Source organism: Erythrobacter sp. (genome assembly GCF_039988855.1).
Classification (GTDB): Bacteria; Pseudomonadota; Alphaproteobacteria; order Sphingomonadales; family Sphingomonadaceae; genus Erythrobacter.
In genome coordinates this window covers 853,163-872,603 of sequence record NZ_JBDXIY010000015.1, presented here as the reverse complement: position 1 = coordinate 872,603, position 19,441 = coordinate 853,163, and the positions used below count along the sequence as shown (strand labels likewise).

At 55.4% G+C, this 19,441-nt stretch carries 15 protein-coding genes and 1 tRNA gene; 4 read left to right on the top strand and 12 right to left on the bottom strand.

Annotation, left to right across the window (positions count from 1 at the left end; translation table 11 throughout):
• Nucleotides 1–77 precede the first annotated feature (77 nt).
• Nucleotides 78–641: a phosphoribosyl-AMP cyclohydrolase gene (locus tag ABJ205_RS07050; protein WP_348155567.1), complete on the top strand. Its 564-nt coding sequence runs from the start codon at nucleotides 78–80 to the stop codon at nucleotides 639–641.
• A 104-nt stretch (nucleotides 642–745) separates the two neighbouring features.
• On the opposite strand, the gene ABJ205_RS07045 is transcribed toward ABJ205_RS07050, so the two are convergent.
• From ABJ205_RS07045 to ABJ205_RS07030, 4 genes are all read right to left on the bottom strand, one after another.
• A complete protein-coding gene (locus ABJ205_RS07045) occupies nucleotides 746–1,081 on the bottom strand; it encodes a PilZ domain-containing protein (RefSeq protein WP_348155569.1) in 336 nt (111 codons plus the stop codon).
• A 62-nt stretch (nucleotides 1,082–1,143) separates the two neighbouring features.
• On the bottom strand, nucleotides 1,144–2,811 hold the full coding sequence (locus ABJ205_RS07040; protein ID WP_348155571.1) for a DUF6504 family protein: 1,668 nt from the start codon (nucleotides 2,809–2,811) through the stop codon (nucleotides 1,144–1,146).
• On the bottom strand, nucleotides 2,705–3,571 hold the full coding sequence (locus tag ABJ205_RS07035) for a recA-like protein (RefSeq protein ID WP_348155572.1): 867 nt from the start codon (nucleotides 3,569–3,571) through the stop codon (nucleotides 2,705–2,707). The genes ABJ205_RS07040 and ABJ205_RS07035 overlap by 107 nt, the downstream gene beginning before the upstream one ends.
• Nucleotides 3,572–3,666: 95 nt before the next feature.
• Nucleotides 3,667–5,079, bottom strand: coding sequence for a sodium-dependent transporter (locus tag ABJ205_RS07030; RefSeq protein WP_348155574.1), 1,413 nt, complete (start codon nucleotides 5,077–5,079; stop codon nucleotides 3,667–3,669).
• Nucleotides 5,080–5,222: 143 nt separating this feature from the next.
• Between ABJ205_RS07030 and panB the strand changes: the two genes are divergently transcribed.
• A complete protein-coding gene (panB, locus tag ABJ205_RS07025) occupies nucleotides 5,223–6,095 on the top strand; it encodes a 3-methyl-2-oxobutanoate hydroxymethyltransferase (RefSeq protein WP_348155575.1) in 873 nt (290 codons plus the stop codon).
• On the opposite strand, the gene ABJ205_RS07020 is transcribed toward panB, so the two are convergent.
• From ABJ205_RS07020 to ABJ205_RS06995, 6 genes are all read right to left on the bottom strand, one after another.
• Nucleotides 6,085–7,053 carry a bile acid:sodium symporter family protein gene (locus ABJ205_RS07020; RefSeq protein ID WP_348155578.1) on the bottom strand — a complete coding sequence of 323 codons (969 nt, stop codon included), beginning with the start codon at nucleotides 7,051–7,053 and terminating at the stop codon, nucleotides 6,085–6,087. The two genes, panB and ABJ205_RS07020, sit on opposite strands and share 11 nt — an antisense overlap.
• A gap of 55 nt (nucleotides 7,054–7,108) precedes the next feature.
• Entirely contained in the window at nucleotides 7,109–8,584 is a 1,476-nt protein-coding gene (locus tag ABJ205_RS07015; protein WP_348155580.1) for a tetratricopeptide repeat protein, read from the bottom strand.
• Nucleotides 8,577–9,941: a PEP-CTERM-box response regulator transcription factor gene (gene prsR, locus ABJ205_RS07010; RefSeq protein WP_348155582.1), complete on the bottom strand. Its 1,365-nt coding sequence runs from the start codon at nucleotides 9,939–9,941 to the stop codon at nucleotides 8,577–8,579. Before prsR ends, ABJ205_RS07015 begins: the two co-directional genes overlap by 8 nt.
• Nucleotides 9,941–12,100, bottom strand: coding sequence for an XrtA/PEP-CTERM system histidine kinase PrsK (gene prsK / locus ABJ205_RS07005; protein WP_348155584.1), 2,160 nt, complete (start codon nucleotides 12,098–12,100; stop codon nucleotides 9,941–9,943). Before prsK ends, prsR begins: the two co-directional genes overlap by 1 nt.
• 2 nt (nucleotides 12,101–12,102) lie before the next feature.
• The gene (locus tag ABJ205_RS07000; protein WP_348155585.1) at nucleotides 12,103–13,488 is read right to left on the bottom strand and encodes a TIGR03013 family XrtA/PEP-CTERM system glycosyltransferase; all 1,386 of its coding nucleotides are present in this window, start codon (nucleotides 13,486–13,488) and stop codon (nucleotides 12,103–12,105) included.
• A 163-nt stretch (nucleotides 13,489–13,651) separates the two neighbouring features.
• A complete protein-coding gene (locus ABJ205_RS06995; protein WP_348155587.1) occupies nucleotides 13,652–14,986 on the bottom strand; it encodes a short-chain fatty acyl-CoA regulator family protein in 1,335 nt (444 codons plus the stop codon).
• A 150-nt stretch (nucleotides 14,987–15,136) separates the two neighbouring features.
• On the opposite strand from ABJ205_RS06995, the gene ABJ205_RS06990 reads away from it, so the two are divergent.
• Together ABJ205_RS06990 and ABJ205_RS06985 are read left to right on the top strand one after the other, a co-directional pair.
• Nucleotides 15,137–16,735: an isocitrate lyase gene (locus ABJ205_RS06990; protein ID WP_348155588.1), complete on the top strand. Its 1,599-nt coding sequence runs from the start codon at nucleotides 15,137–15,139 to the stop codon at nucleotides 16,733–16,735.
• A 147-nt stretch (nucleotides 16,736–16,882) separates the two neighbouring features.
• Nucleotides 16,883–17,062, top strand: coding sequence for a hypothetical protein (locus ABJ205_RS06985; protein ID WP_348157120.1), 180 nt, complete (start codon nucleotides 16,883–16,885; stop codon nucleotides 17,060–17,062).
• A gap of 357 nt (nucleotides 17,063–17,419) precedes the next feature.
• Here the strand turns inward: ABJ205_RS06985 and ABJ205_RS06980 are convergent, their stop codons facing one another.
• On the bottom strand, nucleotides 17,420–19,219 hold the full coding sequence (locus tag ABJ205_RS06980) for an SLC13 family permease (RefSeq protein ID WP_348157123.1): 1,800 nt from the start codon (nucleotides 19,217–19,219) through the stop codon (nucleotides 17,420–17,422).
• 127 nt (nucleotides 19,220–19,346) lie between these two features.
• Nucleotides 19,347–19,431, bottom strand: a tRNA-Leu gene (locus tag ABJ205_RS06975).
• Nucleotides 19,432–19,441 lie beyond the last annotated feature (10 nt).

The window sequence follows — 19,441 nt, the reverse complement described above, 5'->3', positions numbered from 1 at the left end:
GCAATTTTGCGCCCGAGCACGCTGCCGTATATAAGACACAAGCTTTAGACGCTCTATGAGGGCCCAAGGAGAAAATTATGAAAAAGATTGCTTACGTTGGTGTCATCGCTGCTGGTTCGCTTGCTCTGGCTGCATGCGGCGGCGATGATGCAGCAACTGCTGCGAGCGCAAACCCAATCACCCAAGCAGAAGTTGAAGCAGCACAAATCGCATGGGGCGAAGGCATTGTCGCAATTGGCGCAACCTTCACAGAAGAAGGCGATTACAGCGCGCGTGCTTCTGAACACATCGCGACCCACTATGCTTATGGCGACGATGCAACCATCCTGTTCAAACCAACCTTGGCGGCTGAAGATCAGTTCCGCGAAACCACAGAAGAAGCGCTGAGCTACTTCGTGGGTACCGAAGGCACCGAAGACGGCGGCTTTGCGATCAAGCCTTACACAGCTGTTGCATGGGACAACAACGGTACGGTCATCTCAGAAAGCGGCGATATGGCGGTCGCGATGGGCAACTACATGTTCACCGACACTGATGGCGGCGTGACCAAGGTTGAGTATTCATTTGCCTATGAAAAAGACGAGAATGGCGATCTAAAAATCGTCCTGCATCACAGCTCACTGCCTTTCAGCGCGGGCTAATCCAAAAATCAAAAAGCAGCTTCGACGGTTGCTAACGAAAAGGGGCCGGATAATCCTCCTGGTCCCTTTTTTCATGCGTCTTTGAGATTGGGCTCTGGTTCAGCCTACACGCGGTGCATACGTTGCAGTTCACCGAAGCTTGCGTTCTCAACGCTTGCACAAAGGTGGTCCAGAACGGCGATATGCATGGTGCTTTCAAACGCAACACCCGCCATCTTACCATCCACCCAGGCAACTTTGCCTAAGGGAGCATTAATGCCATTCATGCGAATTGTCACTCGGTCGCCTACGCTGGCAAAGCCAGAACTCGCTCGAAGTTTGCAACCACCTTCTGAGATATCCAACAGATCGGCAAAGATCGCGCGCGATTGCACGCGTCCCTTCACCATCAATTGAAGATGGCGCCGATCAGATTCGCGAGGGGCTTGTTGAGTAGCCATGTCTGAATTTTCGCAGAGACAAGTTAACAATAGATAACCATAAGGGCATGATTTCCATCTGTTTACGCATCAATACCGTGAAGGAACCAATCCGGAGTACCACCGCGGCCATCACTCGCAATGCCTGAACGGTATATCCAATAACGCGCGCCTTGCTCATCCTCGACACGGTAATAATCACGAAGGCGTGTGGAGGACCGCTCCCTCCACCATTCAGGTGCAATGCGTTCAGGTCCTTCAACACGGGTCACTTCATGAACGCGGGACCGCCAGCGAAAGCGCTGGGGATAGCCATCGGGTGAGGCGTAAAGCACAGCGATTTTCTCTGCGCGGTCCAGCAGTTTGAGCGGCCTTGTCCCGGGGGGCGTCAAAGTGTCACAAGCAGCAACGGGCGCAAGCGGCGGCTGCCAACTCTGTGCGCGTTCGGGCAGGTGGCTAGCATGGGCAACCGGGCGGCGCACCGCATTGGGGCCAAGGCGAACGCTCAAACGGTCGATACAGGCGGACAGAGAGATACCGTGGCGTTCCGCCGCCTCTTCCACATCGCCTTGAGTGGCCGCAAAGGGTTCAGCCCAGCTGGCGCGCAGGCGTACGGTTTCGATGCCAAAACCCGCCTCGATCCCCTCGAGCTTTTCAGCAAACAGGCGGGTAATGTGTGCCGCATCTCTGGTGGCAGCGGCCAGCTCTAACCGGCGCACAATAACCTCGCCATCGACGCGCCACATCCCCAGTTCGAGCCGCCGTGCCCCCTTCCCCTGCGCTTCAAGCTCGCGCGCCATATCTTGGGCCAAATCAGCAAGTACCTGATCCAGTAGCGAGCGATGCCGGAGGGGCTCCATCAGACGCCGCTGAACCAAAGGCATATGCTGAGGAACGACGGGGAGCAGAGGTTCAGGCACTCTGCCCAGCAATTGATCGAGCCGGATAAGCGGGTTCGCGGATGGTGATTTGCGTCCCCGAAACCGGCGATGGAGCGCATCTCGTGCAGCCGCTTCGCTGCGGTTGACGGCACCTGTGGTGATGTCGGAAAGGTCCCCCAGACGTTTAAGCCCAAGACGGCGCAGGACAATGAGCACATCAGTATCGAGCCTAAGCGCCGCTGCTGGCATATCTGCGAGTTGGCGCATCATAGCCTCTCCATCATCAGAAGCGTTGAGAATGCTCCCCCCACACGCAAGAGGCGGTCCGTAATGCGCCAGCGCCCACGCTGCGCCTGCTGTGGGCGCAATAGCCGCGCGCACCGCCAAATGCCGTTTTGCAAAGGCGCTCTCCACATCGGCTAACAATCGCTGCTCCCCGCCAAACAAATGTGCGACTGCGGTTACATCCACGAGCACGCCATCAGGCGGATCAAGCGCACTCCACGGCCCCCAACGCTGTGCCCACACGGCAAGCTTTTCAAGGAAGGCGAGATCACCTGCCGGGTCAGATGGAGCAGTCTTGAGCCCTGGATACAGCGCGCGGGCATCGGCGAGCATTGTGCCTGAACGCGCGCCCACCTCGATCCCTGCTTCATTCACCGCATCAATGCGCGGGCCATGGGCCGTTTCAGTGATGAGGACTGTCGCAGGTTCCTTCGCACCAAGCCTTTCATCATCTCCCTCAGATTCAGCCGCGCGCGCCTTAACCTCTTGAGACAGCCGCCAGCGATCGACCGAAAGTCGCGCGCACCAGATTGCCAGAATGCGGCGACCTGTGCGGTGATCTTTGGGAGAGGAAGAGAGGGACATTTGGATGGTGCTCTAGAGGACGATTGGATTGCTTTGGCGGTGCATCGTCGCACAATCGCCCGTCTTTAGAGGTAAGCCTCCACTCTCCCGGTGCATGAGAACGCGCCCGGAACAATTCCGCCTGCCAAGCAGGCGTGCCGGGACAAGCTGGATTCCACCTCGACTCAGAAGAAATCGCAGGCCGTGTGCGCCATCGCATACGGGCAGAAGACAAATCCGCCTCAGCCTCGAGCCGCACCAACCACAAGGCGATACCATGCTTTTCCGCTGTCAGGCTAAGTCTGCGCGATGTGGTAAAATCGAGCGCACGCGGGTTGCCCGCAATCTCTCCAATTACGCAAGCTAACTCACGGCATTTAAGCCCTTCTTCCAATGCAAACAGGGCATCTTCGGGTTTGCCAGCTTCGACACAGATCACCCGTTCGCGCCATTCTTCTGGCAGAGCGTGGATGTAAGGCCGCCCATTCATCTGAACCGCGCGCTTGTCCTGTACCCAGAGGAGCTGGCGCCGGTCCTCTGCCTCAACCAGCGCATCCTCTTTGGCACCTGCAACCGCCAAAGCATCGCGTGCCAAAGCCAATGCCAGCCCTGCCCCGCTGCCATCTCTAACGCTGGCAAAAATCTCGCTATGCAGAGGTTGATCGACAAGGCACGGTCGCCAACGCGCCTCACGCTGTTTTGATAGAGCAGCGACATCCACACTCGAGAGGCGCGGAAGGGGCGGCATTTCAGGCCGAGGAAGAGGTTCGGATTTTATCATAGGAACATAGCAGGAGACTCGCCAACAGTCCCCTTGTTCCTATTATGTTCCACATGTGAAGAAAGAGTGCAAGTGTGCGCTCTTCCTTATTTCTCTTAACTGGTAAGACCTACGAACAAGATCACAGCCAGAACAATCGGGCACACAAAGCGTACCAGCACCCGCCAAAGCTTATGCAGAGCACCATCAAGACCGTTCTCATTGTCGATAAGCCGCGCATCGGCGATCCAACCGACAAAGATACAGGTCAAAATCGCACCAATTGGCATAAACAGCTTCGCCGTCAGCCCGTCGAGCGTATCGAAGAAGTTGGTTTCGGCGAACAGCGGGATGAAGCCAAGTGGATAAAACTCCGCCAAATCATTGAAGGATAGCGCAGACAGCGCGCCCAAAACTGCCGCGCCCGCGCCGACAATGATTGTTGCGACAGGCCGCGCAATCTTGAACTTCTCAAAAGTCCACGCTGTAGGCGCTTCAAGAAGTGAAACCGAGCTAGTCAAAGCTGCGAAGAACACCATCACAAAGAAAGCCAAACCGATCAGAGAGCCAAAAGGCATCTGTTGGAAAGCCAAAGGCAGAGATTCAAACATCAACCCTGGTCCCGCATTGGTCGCAAGGCCTGCAGCAAACACAATCGGGAAAATTGCAAGGCCCGCCAACAAGGCAACCATCGTGTCAGCGCCTGCAATAATACCGGAAGTTTCGCCCAAATTGGTGTCGCGATTGGCATAGGCACCGTAAGTCATCATACCCGCAACACCCAGCGAAAGCGAAAAGAACGCTTGACCGACAGCGGCCAGCATAACTTCGCCCGTTAGCTTGGAAAAATCGAAGGTGAAGAGATAAGCCACCGCATCTCCGAAATTACCCGTGAATGCGCCATAAATTGTGATGGCAAGAAAAAGTATGAAAAACAGCGGCATAAGATAGACTGCCACCCATTCAATTCCGCTTGAAACCCCGCGAGCGACGAAGAACATCGTCACCGCCAGAAAGCCCAGATTGAGTGCGACCATCAAACTGCCATCGCCAAACAAGCCCGGCATCAACGCCTTGATATCATCTGGATTGCGCCCTTCAAACGCGCCTCCGGCCAACCCGGTTTGGAACAGATCGCTGGCAAACACGCCGATGTAATAGACCACCCAGCCGCCAACAACGCAGTAAAAGCTGAGGATGAGAAACGCCGCAAACACGCCGATAGAGGCCAGCACACTCCACCCTTCAGGCGCATTTGAATCGCGCGCCACCTTGCGCACACTTTCGGGTGCATTGGCTTGGCCGTGCCGGCCGATCAAAACCTCTGACAAAAGAACAGGCAAGCCAATCAACAGCACGCAGAAGATGTAGAAGAGGACAAAGGCACCGCCCCCATTTTCTCCTGCTTCCGCTGGAAAGCGCCACATATTGCCAAGCCCAACTGCAGAGCCGACGGCTGCCAAAATAAAAGCGCTACGCGATGACCAGTTCTCATGACCGGCTCTCGCCCCCGAACCTACTGCTGCCATGTGGTGATATTCCTTTTAAGAGCGCCCTTGATGGGCGCAATCCCTCAACTACAGAGCCTTTGTGCAAGTTTTTCGCCCGCGCGCCAAGGGGGTTGGCAAAACTCTTGATTGGCCTTTGTGAAACAGAGCGCTAAATCATCCATATGTCCACAACATTCCAACTCGATACGAGCACCAGCCGAGCCAATCCTACTCCCCAGCCGATGAAGCGGCTGACCGTGCCCAAGATCAGGGCGCGCAAGAAGGATGGGATGACCGAAGAACCACTTGTAATGCTGACCGCATACACCGCACGGCAAGCACAGCTTTTGGATGCACATTGCGATCTGTTGCTCGTCGGAGATTCGCTTGCACAGGTGATCTATGGCCTCCCCTCCACCGTCCCGGTGACACTTGAAATGATGGCCAATCATGGGGCGGCCGTGGTGCGAGGCTCGTATCATTCGGTTGTGATTGTAGACATGCCCTTTGGTTCTTACGAAGCGTCCAAAGAACAAGCGTTTGAAAGCGCCGCCTATCTGCTCAAACAGACGGGCGCAGCAGCGGTAAAGCTTGAGGGCGGCGAAGCTATGGCCGAAACAGTCGAATTTCTAAATCAGCGCGGCATTCCGGTAATGGGGCATGTGGGCCTTACCCCTCAAGCCGTAAATGTGCTTGGCGGCTATATGGCGCGCGGGCGGTCGGACGCGGAGGCTGAGAAGATTGTGAGCGATGCGATTGCACTCGATCAAGCAGGCGCGTTTGGAATTGTGCTTGAAGGGGTTCTGGAACCTATTGCGATCAAAGCAACCAAAGCGGTGTCTTGTCCCACTATCGGCATTGGTGCCTCGGCTCAGTGCGATGGGCAGGTTCTGGTGACCGAAGACATGCTGGGCATGTTTGAACGCGTACCACGCTTTGTGAAGAAATATGAAGACATTGCCACTGTCATTGAAAAGACAGTGGCGCATTACGCTGAAGAAGTGCGCGAGAGAACCTTCCCGACAGCAGAACAGACCTATCAGCCTAAGAGCTAGTCTCTTTGCCAAGCATGTTGGCAAGAGGCGCTGCGATTATCAGCTGTAACAGGTGATACAGCAAAAGCGGCGCGATAACGAATCCTGCCACATCTGGCGCAAACAAAATTGCCGCCAATGGCGCGCCAATGGCAACGCTCTTTTGAGCGCCAGCAAACAGGAAGGCGATGCGGTCTCCGCGTGGCACATTCAACAACCCACCTGTCAACCAAGCGCCCCAAGTTGCGGTCATAAGATAGGCTATGATCAATCCAATGAGCGCCGCCCAGCCAAGAAGCGTGAACATTTGCCCCAAACCTTGTTCAACCGCTCCTGAAAATGCTACGTAAACCGCAATACCAATGACGATCCGGTCGAGCCACGCGACATCGCTTTTGCGCTCTTTCAGCCAATCGATGGTCCAGCCTTGAACGGCTTGTCCAATCATAAAGGGCAGGATCAGAATGATGCCGATACGCACAATCGTCTCTATCCCGATATCCGCAGCCTCGCTTCCCGCAAGCAGAGCAAACAGCGGCGCGGTGATAAAGACCCCGGCGATGTTGATCAGGGCTGCCCCCACCACAGATAACGCAACATTGCCATTTGCAAGGCTGGTGTAAGAGGTTGCCGATTGTATCGTTGATGGAAGCACACCCAGAAACAGGAAGCCTAAGGCCACCAATGGCGGCAAAACAGTCACTGCCAAGGAAGACAGGCCAAGGCCGATCAAGGGCATTGCGCCAAATACCCATGCAACCAGGGGCACAAAGAAACACCAGTTCGCCAGCCCCTTTGCAATTTCCCCTCTTGCAATGCGCATCCCATTCACAAGGAAGAGGAGGAAGATTGCAACGTTTGAAACCATTTGCGCGATACCGCGCGCTTCGCCCGTTGCGGGTAACACGCTCGCCAATAGCGTCGCAGTAAGCAGCACCACTATCATTGGGTCAGCAAGGATTGAGAAGCGGGTCAACATTTGCCTACGCCCCTGCCTGTGCAATACAAAATTGTCGAGGAAGTCGGGTTGCTTTCTACAGGAAGGGTTCGGCCACAAGGTCCGCGATCATGGCCTCTGCTTGACTTGCATCGCCTTCATCACCCAGTTCGCGTGCCGCTTGTGCCCGTAACGCCAGAGCCGTTGGATCGCTCCCCGCTCCATGTGCGATTGCTGTGTCGAGAAGGACTGCAACGCGCAGCCAATCTTCTTCCTGTGCGCTAAGACGGGCAAGCACCATCAACGCATCTAAGTTCTGCGGATCGCCTTGGATGTACCTTGAAAGCAAAGCCTTAGCAGTCCCGCTCTCCCCGGCTTCCAACATCGCCGCCGTCAGCTTTCGTGTAAGCGGCCATGAACGGCGCACCTTGGCAGACACCTGATATGCTTCGATGGCAGCCAAAGGCTGGCCGCTGGCAAGAGCAACATCACCGGCAAGTGAATAGGCATCACCTGATTGCGGAAATTCCCGAACCACGCTCGCGGCGACAGCGCGTGCCTCGCTCAGATTACCCGCTGAAACAAGTCCTCGCAAACGGCTTGTCGGGGCAGGAAGGCCGCCTTCGCTCGTTAAGACATAGCTTGATCCATTGCCTAGCGCATTGGCGCGTTCGATGTAGGGGATCGCTGCTTCGCGATTGCCCGAACGTTCAATTGCGCGGCCAACCAGCATCACGAGATACGATGAAGCATCGGGACGTTTGGCGGTTTCGCCAAAACCCTCTGCGATCAAATCATCGCGGCCACCAAGCCACCAAGCTTTGGCCAGAAGTTCTTTTACCCGCATGTTTGCCGGCTGCTCATCAGCTAAGCTCTCAAGCGTATTTGCGGCGGTATCATAACTGCCCTGTTGCATATTAATGATCGCATCGAGCATCTTTGCCGCTGGCACATCGTTTTGCAGATAACGGCTTCTTTCGAGCAAACGTGCCGCCACGGCTGGATTATTACCGCGAGCAGCAAGCACGGCCTGAAGATAGAGCGCTTGTTCATTGTCTGGCGAAAACTCTGCAAGATCGCGAACGGCATCGAGCATATCACGGTTGAAACCCAGATCACCCAGTGTCGCGGCATATTCGCCTAGCATTTCCTGATTGCCGGGATCTGCTGAATTCCCGGCTTCAAACCATGGCAGGGCTTCTTCCATACCATTTGCATCGCGTACCATCTGCGCACGCAAAAGAAGCGCCGGCCCATAATTTGGTTGAAGCTCTAGCGCATGATCCGCCGCCTCGATCGCTGTAAGGTTTTCACCGCCCAAGAAGCGAAGGCGCGCAATCTCGACCCACAGACCCGGGTTATTGGGATCAATCTCTCGCGCTTCGTCATAGGCTTTGCCAGCTGACGCCAGATCGCCTTGCCGAACAAATCGCCGCGCGTCCTCAACCACCCTGAGAAAATCCTCGCTTCCGCTAAGCTGGACGGGCTCAACCGTTGTAGGTTCGCTGGAGCAACCCGTAACAACCACGCTCGCCAGAGCCAGCACTGCGATCATATGTGTTCTTCTAAGCATGGAGATCGTACTGCTTGAGCAAATCATAAAGGGTCGGACGGCTGATTCCCAGGAGCTTTGCGGTGCTTGAGATATTGCCCTCACTGCGGGCAAGCGCATGGCGGATGACCCGACGATCTGATTGCTCGCGCGCAGATTTTAGGTTGAGGACTTCTTCGTCCTCCTCATCATCGACTTCGAAATCGAGGTCACCTGCCCCCACCAATTTACCATCGGCCATAATCACAGCGCGTTTCACACGGTTTTCAAGCTCGCGCACATTGCCGGGCCAATCATGTCCATCAATGGCTTTCAATGCATCAGGGGCGAAACCGGTGACCGCGGGGTTCATCTCTTTGGCAAAACGCTTCAGGAACACTTTGGCCAAAAGGATCCCATCACCATGCCGTTCGGCAAGGCCCGGAATGCGGACCACAATTTCTGCAAGCCGATAAAACAGGTCTTCGCGGAATGTGCCTTCTGCAATCATCCCTTCAAGGTTTTGGTGGGTGGCGCACACAATGCGCGTGTCGACTTCAATGGTCTTGCGCCCACCTATCCGTTCAATCGTGCGTTCCTGCAGAAAGCGGAGCAATTTCACCTGGAGCGGCAGCGGAATATCGCCAACTTCATCAAGGAAGAGCGTGCCGCCATTCGCGCTTTCGATCTTACCTTCGGTCGTCTTCACCGCTCCGGTAAACGCGCCCTTTTCATGCCCAAACAGCTCGCTTTCCAAGAGGTTTTCTGGGATCGCGGCGCAGTTAATTGCAACGAACGGTTTGTCGCAGCGGTTGCTGGCATCATGCAAACCTTGAGCAAGCAGCTCTTTGCCAGTGCCACTTGCACCTAAAAGCATGACAGAAACATTGGTTGAGGCAACGCGTTCAATTGTACGGGCAACTTTCACCATCTCTGGCGCGCCCGTGATGAGGCGGCCAAGCACTGTCTTATCCTCGCTCGCATTCGCTACGAGGCGTCTGTTCTCACCTTCGATTTTGTGCAGATTAAACGCGCGCCTGACGATCAAACCAAGCTGCTCAATATCAACCGGTTTCTGGTAGAAATCATACGCACCGCGTTCAATCGCTTGAAGCGCGCTTTCGCGGGCAACATGGCCGCTCGCCACGATCACTTTGGTGTCGGGCTTAAGCGCCATAATCGCATCAAGGACGGCGAAGCCTTCGGTTGTGCCATCGGGATCAGGTGGAAGACCCAGATCAAGAGTGACCACCGCTGGCATCTCGCTGCGCAGGGCGGCAATCGCACTGTCTCGGTCGCCTGCGATAACCACTTCGAAGTCCTCATAGGCCCATTTCAGCTGAGCCTGTAGACCTTCATCGTCCTCAATAACGAGCAATACGGGTTTCTTATCAGCCATCAGGCGGCCTCTTCGCTTTCTTGAGTGATATTCTGATTGATTTTGTCGGGCGGCGTGCGCGAACTCATTTTTTCGTCAATCATGCGCGCCGCCTCGGGCAGCGGCAGACTAACGCAGAAGCGCGTGCCAATATTCTCGCGGGATTCGACAGTCAGCCGGCCGCCCATCGCTTTGATAATTTCGCGCGCTTCAAAGGCACCAATACCAAAGCCACCCTGCTTGGACGATACGAATGGTTTGAACAGACCGGTGCGCATAAATTCTGGTGTCATGCCCGTGCCAGAATCCACGACTTCAAGCACGCCGGTCAGCTTATCGCGCTGCGTGTTGATTATAACAGGTTCACCCGGCTCACTGGCGTCGACCGCATTCTGCACAAGATGGAGGATCGCCTGTTCTGCAGTTTCGGCATTAGCAAGCACGGTGACCCGGTCAGCACGCGCCAGCGAAACCGGGTGTACACCTTTGAACCGCTCACACACTTTGACCGCTAGATCTGCCAGATCCAGCTCATGCGCTGTTTGCGCGTGCCCTGCGCCATAGCGGCCAAGCCGATCAAGAAGCGCATTCAGCTTGTCCGAAGAATTGCGCAAGGTGACCAACATATCAGCCCGGAAATCCGGATTATCGGCATGCTTTTGTGCGTTGCGCGAAAGCAGCGAGAGTTGGCTCGCGATGTTCTTGATATCGTGCATCACGAATGCCATTCGCCGGTTGAATTCATCAAATCGGCTTGCATCCATCAGCGCCTGCTGGCCGGCTTGCTCAGCCAGATAACTTGCCAATTGATGGCCTACGACGCGCAGGAGGTCAAAATCCTCCCAGTCGAGTTTTCGCTCAATACGCGGACGAGCAAGGACGATAACCCCAACTAAACGATCGAAGTGAAGAAGCGGCACCAGTGCCCATGCGTCCTCTGCCTCGCTCAGCCAACTCGGAATGTGCTCCAGCTCACCGAAATATTCGATACCTGCACGGGTCTCATCCAAGGCAAGGATGTGATTGTGCTGCTCAAGAATGCCCGGCAAATTGAAGTCGCTAGCCAGCGCAGGAACATCAAGCGTCGCCCAATTCCAACGGGCGTTAAGCTCTAGCTGGGCTTCTTCATTTGGCATTAGCAGCAAACCTGCAGGGCTATCGGTGACGTCTGCAACCGCCTTTACCGCGCGCTCTTTGAAGCTGCTGCCAGAACTGGATGCATGGCCGATTGTGCGTGTGAAACGCAACCATTCTTCGCGGTAGTCATAGCGGTGCTGGAACAAGTGTTTTGCTGCCATAACCCGCAGAGAGCGGCGGATACGCTGCGACGGCAACCAAATGATTGCCGCTGCAATGGCGAAAACCAGAAATGCAATTTGGCTGGCTCTGCCGACGTCTCCTCCAAGCAGCGCAAGACTACGGGTGACGAGCACCATGATGATCAAATAGGAACCAATGACAAGCAGTGAGAGTGTTTGGAACGTCACCGCGCGCGAGGGGCGGAATTCAAGCCCTGCGCTGCTCGAATTGGCGCCAACTGCCATCATAATGGCCATAACACCTGCGACGATTCCGTGGAACGACCCCAAAACCACCGGGTTTGTTTCACCCAAATACGCAAGCGTGTGAAGGTTGAGATCGTAGGCAAAGAATGCGCCAAGCCCAATCCCACTCCACATGATAATCCGCCGCGATGCCGAGGCCGCGCCAGCATAAAGATTATGCAGCAACACAAGAGCACCAATCGCGATCATCATGCTGAAAAGCCCGCCGATCTCACTTGCAAGCTGCATGACTTGCGGAAATTCGGTTGCCTGTTTCTCGATCGCAATCACCAGCAGCTGGAAAAGCTGAACCAGAACAAGCGTGACAATCACCGGCCTAGTTGGCTTCAAGCTTTCATCTCGCCCGTCGGCAGCAAAGAGCTGAAAAATCACGGCCAGCAGCGCAAGGTTGCGCGCCGTTTCAGCAATGGCGATTAGAATTGATCCTGGTTCGGCTGCGATCGACAGGCTGCACCAGATGACGGTCGCGCCCAATGCAATCAGTGCAGCTTCGCGATCCGGGCGATTGTCGTCCCCCGCCCGCGCGATCCAGACGCCGGCGCCCGCCGCAGCAATCCCGCCGATCAAATAGCAGATCAGCGCAATCATATTGGTAAAGTCGGCAAACACAGGCACTACTACCGTGCTCCTTCCGGCCAAAGCACAACGCGGACCGTTTGCAGCAGGATTACGAAGTCCAAAAACGGCGTGTAGTTCTTTGCGTAATAGAGATCATATTCGAGCTTCTTACGGCTGTCTTCTGTCGACGCACCGTAGGGATAATTGATCTGTGCCCACCCGGTAATTCCGGGTTTGACCATGTGGCGCTCTTGATAGAACCGTATTTCCTCTTGGAGATCATCGACGAAAGCTGGCACCTCCGGACGGGGACCTACAAAGCTCATCTCACCTTTGAGCACGCTCCAGGTTTGTGGAAGCTCGTCGATGCGAACTTTGCGAATAAAACGGCCAACGCGGGTGATCCGGTCATCGTTTTCCGCAGCCCATTTTGCACCATCCTTTTCCGCATCAGTGCGCATTGAACGCAGTTTGACGAGGTAGAAGGGTTCACCATACAGTCCGACCCGTTTTTGCTTAAAGAAGGCAGGCCCCTTGCTGTCCAATTTCACAATCAGCGCAAACAGCGCGATGATCGGGAAAGTCAAAAGCAGCAGGATCAAGCTCGCAAGAATATCAAAAACACGCTTTGCCGCGCTGGAAAGAATCCGGCTGCTGGAGAAGCCATCGGAGAAAATCAGCCAGCTGGGATTGACCGTGTCAAGATCGACCCGGCCCGTTTCCCGCTCCAGAAAGCTGGAAAAATCATTGACGTGAACGCCTTTGGTTTTGATCCGCAAAAGATCGCTCAAAGGCAGTGAATTGCGGCGCTCTTGAAGCGCAAGCACAACCTCGCTCACACCTAGGTTTTCAACAAAGCGGCCCAAATCATGGATCGCCTCTCGCGCGATCGCTTCTTCAACCACGCGATCTGCTTCGCCCATCGAGATATACGACACGATCACAAAGCCAGATTCAGGCCGGTCTCCAAGTTTGCGCAAACGTTGTGCTCGGTCCCCTGCTCCCAAGACCATGACGCGCCTACGAAAGGCAGATGAACCGAGAAAACTATTGAGTAGCAGCCGGTCAGCAATCAGCACAAAGATCGACAATCCCATCGCGTAAAGCAAAGTGGATCGCCAAAAGGTCTCGCCGGGCAAAAGCCAGTCGATAGTTGCAAGCGCGATGATTCCAAGACTGATCGCCACAAGCAGACGGGCGCTGGCAAAGCGAAGGGATCTCAAAGCATAAGGCCCGTAAACCCCAACTGCGATCATCGCGAGCCAGACGACGCTAGCTGAGCCCAACAAGGGCACCCAGCGGCCCTCAATAGGGCCCAGATCCATTCCGATCTGATTGGCTCGAAGCAACCATGCGGTCTCGCTGGCGATCACCAAAAGCGCAAAATCAAGCATGCCGAGAAGCAAAACGGCATGGGGAATATAATGCTTGAACAAACGGATCATTGCAGCGCAGGTGCCTTAGGCTTGAGAAACTCTAGTTTCCCCCCTCTACGCGCGAGAGTTTAAGTGTCGGTAAACTTTACACTGGCTTTGTAAGCCCCGCAAAACTGAGGGAATCAGGAGTTAACGCTGTGATAAAGCTTGGCCTCAATCGCCTACGTTCCAGTCAATCCTCCCGCATCGCAAGCCGCGCCGGTGCGGGTGTTAGACATTCCAATCGTCCACAGCGCGGGCATCCCGCTCCCAATGGCACGGCATCTTGAGGGTCAAGCAATACACCGCGCGCCTGCGCAATCTCGCCTGCGAAACGCGCCTCAAGCCCCAAGACGATGGACCTGCGCGCAGAACACGCGGCACCGTCCACTTCGATTGTTCGTGCAACCGTGAACCAATGCTTGGGCGCAGCTTCCCCTTCGCCAAAGGTCACAGCCTGCGTGTGCATGGTTCCGCGGCTTTCGAAGGAAGCATAGGGCGCCCATGCAGGCCAACGAGCTCCATCCAGAGGATAGATCGCACCGCTTGCCCCGCCGCTGAAATGTACCATGCGCCCCGTCCGTCCAAACCATGCTGTAAAGAAGGGAAGACCGCGTTCGCCGATACGTTGCAGGGTGGTAAGGCGCTGTGCCAATTGGTCAAAGCTAACCGAAAACCGGCGCGATAGAATCGGCAGATCGTAGCCCGTCTGCTCGCATGCCCTCAGGAAACGCCCATACGGCATCAACAATGCCGCGGCGACATAGTCGGTCACGTGCTCGCGAAATCTCTCCCGCGCTTCGGGTGATGACAAATTAGAGCCTTCGACCACCAATTCGATCTCTTCGCGCTGTTCAAGGCTGGCGATCTGCCGAGCAATCTGAAACCGGCGCGCTGCTCCGCCTAGCATTTCCGAAAGCTGCAATTGGCGCGCATGAAGGTCGAGACGGTGCACAAGACCCGGTACGACCTCGGCAGGCAGCACTCGGACACTAAGTCGGTGTCGTTCGCGAAGACGTTCGATCAAGGCGACACTGATATCGCCGCGTGAAAGGCGCAATTCGTCAGCGAGTTTTTCCGCGCTGTGATCGAGATCGGCGAAGTGGTTTTGCCACCGCTCCACTGCTTCGCGCACCTCCCCGATGGGATCCTCTGTGCCGCCTTCGCGTTCATGAGAATTGTCATAGAGCCGGGCAAAGGCTGCGGCAGCTTGCGGAGCGGCTGACAAGAACTCCTGCAATTCTTCTCGGTCGATATTGAGGTCAGAAAACCGTTTATCCGCCATTCGGCGTGCGAGGCCGTCAATACCGCCAATCGCCTCGTCCTCACGCAGGTCGCGCGGATCAAAGTCGAAGCGTTCGATCACTTGAACCAAGACCCGTGCAGACAAAGGTCGCTGGTTTCGTTCGATCAAGTTGAGATAGCTAGGTGAGATGCCAAGTGAAGCCGCCATTGCAGCTTGAGTGAGGCCTTCGCGTTTGCGCAGGCGACGCAGGGATGGTCCTGCAAGGAGTGAAGAGTCGGCCATATCGAATCTGTAAATAACTTTACATAGTTACACAAGAATTACCGGAAATAGAGCTATACAGACAACAAAGTCTGTAAGTTTTCCTGTTGTGTTGCGCTGCACCATGGCAATGAAGGTGCATACCCCTCTCAGAGACTTAAGGACCTCCCCATGACCTATCAAAACAAAATCGCCGAAATGAGCAGCACCATCTCTGCAGCCGGTCCAAGCTGGGGCGCGATCGATCCCGAAGCGACCGCCCGTATGGCGATCCAGAACCGTTTCCCAACCGGGCTCGACATTGCGAAACACACTGCAAGAATCATGCGCGCCGATATGGAAGCCTATGACGCGGACCCTGCCCACTACACACAATCGCTGGGTTGCTGGCATGGGTTTATCGCTCAACAAAAGATGATCTCTATCAAGAAACACTTTGGCACAACGAAACAGCGTTACCTCTACCTTTCTGGCTGGATGGTAGCCGCGCTTCGCAGTGAGTTTGGCCCGCTTCCCGACCAATCCATGCATGAGAAGACTTCTGTTCCTGCACTGATCGAAGAGCTTTACACTTTCCTCAAGCAAGCTGACGCTCGTGAGCTTGGCGGTATGTTCCGCACTCTTGATGCAGCTCGCGAGGCGGGGGACGATGTTAAAGCACAGCAAATCCAGAACGACATCGACAATTACGAAACTCACGTGGTTCCGATTATTGCCGATATCGACGCCGGCTTTGGTAACGCAGAGGCGACTTATCTCCTTGCCAAGAAGATGATCGAAGCGGGTGCCTGCGCGCTCCAAATCGAGAACCAAGTTTCTGACGAAAAGCAGTGCGGCCACCAAGACGGCAAAGTGACCGTTCCGCACGAAGACTTCCTTCAGAAGATCCGCGCTTGTCGCCACGCCTTCCTCGAAATGGGCGTTGAAGACGGCGTGATCGTTGCCCGGACCGACTCGCTCGGCGCTGGCCTCACTAAGCAAATCGCTTTTTCGAAAGAGCCAGGCGACCTTGGTGACCAATACAACGCATTCCTTGACTGCGACGAAGTGGACCCCGCTGACATCACCAACGGTCAGGTCTTTATCAGCCGTGACGGCAAGTTGATGGCGCCAAAACGCCTCCCATCGAACCTTTACAGCTTCCGTCCTGGCACTGGCGAAGATCGCTGCGTTCTTGACTGCATCACCTCGCTTCAGAACGGCGCAGACCTCCTGTGGATCGAAACCGAAAAGCCCCATGTCGAGCAGATCGCTGGCATGGTGGACCGTGTTCGCGAAGTCATCCCGAACGCAAAGCTCGTTTACAACAACTCGCCTTCGTTCAACTGGACCCTCAACTTCCGTCAACAAGTGTTCGACGCTTGGTCCGAAGCGGGCAAAGACATCTCTGCCTACGACCGCGACCGCTTGATGAGCATCGACTATGACGCGACCGACCTTGCCATCGAAGCCGATGAAAAAATCCGCACCTTCCAAGCAGACGCTGCGAAACGTGCTGGCGTCTTTCATCACCTCATCACGCTGCCAACTTATCACACGGCTGCCTTGTCCACCGACAATCTTGCGAAAGAATACTTCGGTGAGCAAGCGATGCTTGGCTACGTCAAGAACGTGCAGCGCGAAGAAATCCGTCAAAGCATTGCCTGCGTTAAGCACCAGAACATGGCAGGCAGCGACATGGGCGATGACCACAAGGAGTACTTTGCCGGTGAAGCAGCCCTTAAGGCCGGCGGCAAAGACAACACGATGAACCAATTCGCTGCCGCCTAAGGCGTCAGTGGGAACCAGTTCGCCGCCGCGTAACGAGTTGGAGAGGGGACCCGCAAGGCCAGCGTAAGACTGGCCTTGCGGGAACCGAAACGACCCGTCATTAGCTAAACTCATTAGGTCCATCTCGGACCAGTAAAGAGAGATACGATGAGCGACACCGATACCCCAAGCACAGAACCAGCCCGCGCCCGCGCGCTTCTTTCGACCGCTGATATGAAGCTCTTGCGCCGCGCGCTTGAGAGCCATGCGCGTGGAACCGAAGACCGCGAGGAACTGGCCAAGATCAACGCCCTGCACCACCGCTTGGGAACATATGTACCAAGCTAAAGCATAAGGCGTTTTCCCATAACCAATTTCTCCTGGGGAGGAGAACACGGCCATCGCTGCAGGTTCGCGCCTGTGTCGATGGCCGTAATTATTTGGGCGGAGCAGAACGAATTCGCGATCTGAACCAACTTTCTGTTTTTGCTCTTTAAATAGAGGTTTTTGACACACTTGGCACACTGTCCAAAGGCAAAAATCTGATCGATCACCGAAGGACCAATTAATCGGTGAATTCGATGAGATGAATGCTAACCCTTGCGGCATTCGCGAACCATCGCAGATGGCCTCAATGTAGGAAAATGTTGAAGAGCTTTTTCTCGCTGTAAACAGCCGGTTATTGAAAGGGCCTAATAACCGCCCCTAAAGCCCATAACTCATCACCAAGAGCACCGAGAGCGCCATCACCATAATCACCACCAGCGGAACACCGGTGCGGATATAGTCGGCAAACTCATACTTACCCTCTGCCATGATCAGCATGTTGGTTTGGTAGGCAATCGGCGTTGCGTAACATAGATTGCACCCAAACAGCACAGCCAGCACAAGCGGTTCAGCAGGCAGGCCCAATGTGGCGGCAATGCTAAACGCAATCGGCGTGCCGACGGTCGCGGCGGTCGCGTTGGAGGCAAAGTTGGTGAGCACTGTCACAAACGCCATGATTGCGGCCAGAACCAGCGCAGGCGGAAGATATACAAGACCCAGCGACAAGCTCTCACCCAGCCAAGCCGCGGCCCCGCTTTCATCGATAAAGCGCCCTATGGTGATGGACGCCGCGACCAGCACGATCACTTGAGCAGAAAGCGCCCTTCCCACCCGGTCAAACTTCACGCAGCCGGTCACAAACATCAGGATCGCACCGACAAGCGCACTAATTGCGATAGGCAAGAAACCGAACGCGGCCATAACAACCGAGAAGCCCATGATGGCGGTGGACAACAACGCTTTGGATCGCCGAGGAAGCTCGCGTCCGCCTTCAAGCATTAGAAGACTGTCAGCACGCGAAAACTCCTGAAGATCAGGTTCTATCCCCATGACCAGAAGCACATCGCCTTCGACGATACGCAGATCGCCCCCATCGGAATATTGGTCGCGCTCTCCCATCAACCGGTCAGGTCGGTGGATACCCAGCACAGCCACACCGTAAAGGTCTGCGATGCCAGAGCTGGGCAGTGTCCGTGTGATCAGGCGCGAATCCGCCGTGACAGTCATCTCCACGACCATCTGATCAAGGCCCTTAGCAGAGGCTGTGCGCTTGATCCGGTCGAGCACCCAAGTGGGGGCCAATTCGCCGCGCAGCTCGCGGGTCGCATCTTCTAAGGCCTCATGCGTGCCAGAGATATGGACGCGTTGCTGCGGTTGAAATGGACCGGTGGGTTTGCCGTGAAAGGTGATCCCGCCGGGAAGCTTCTCTTCGATTTCAGAAAGCTCTTTGCCCGTCAGCATAGAATCGCTGCCAACGCGCAGGCGCGTGTGGAACATGCGCGCACCCGCCGCCGCCGAAACACTGTTATCTTTAAGCAAGCGAGGCATCACCAGCCACATATAGGGGAGCGCAATAAGCGCTGCGCCCATCACAATCGGCGTAAAATCAAAGACACCAATCTCTCGCATCCCAAGGTCAACAGCGATGGAAACCACAAGAATATTGGTCGAGGTACCAACGGTTGTTGCAAGTCCGCCAATAAGGCTGGCCGCATTGAGCGGCATCAGCGTCTTTGACGTAGGAAGCGCGCCTTTCGCAGCGAGCGCTGCGAAGATCGGGATCATCAACACCAGAACAGGCGTGTTGTTGACGAACATCGACAGCACCAGCGCAATCACCAAGGATATAAGCAGCCCGATTTGCAGATTGAACTTGAACAATCGCTCAAGTATCCGCGCGGCGGGTTCCAGTGCCCCTGTGACCACAAGTCCCCTGCCCATAATCATCAATGCGCAGATGGTTATGAGCGCGTAATGCCCAAATCCGCCAAAGGCGAGTGCAAGGCCGTCGATCGGCCTGTTGTCAGGAAGCGGAAAGAAATAGAGCCCCACCGCGATAACGGCGATGGTAAGTAGCGAAACAATTTCAATCGACAAGCGCCCGCGAACGAACTCGATAAACATCAAGACCGTGACAGCCATTGCGGCCATTGCGTGATAGGAGGGAGCTTCAATCATAATCAGCTTGAGCCCCAAGGTTTCTCAATTTGCAGGCGTGATGGCAAGTGTTTTCGCAACCATCCGCACTGGAACCCCTGCGGTTCGCGTCGGAGACGCAATCATAACGCGTTGTTGTGAGAAAAAATGGTGCCCCTGGCCCGACTCGAACGGGCACTCCGTTAGGAATTCGATTTTGAGTCGAACGCGTCTACCAATTCCACCACAGGGGCACTTCCGTGC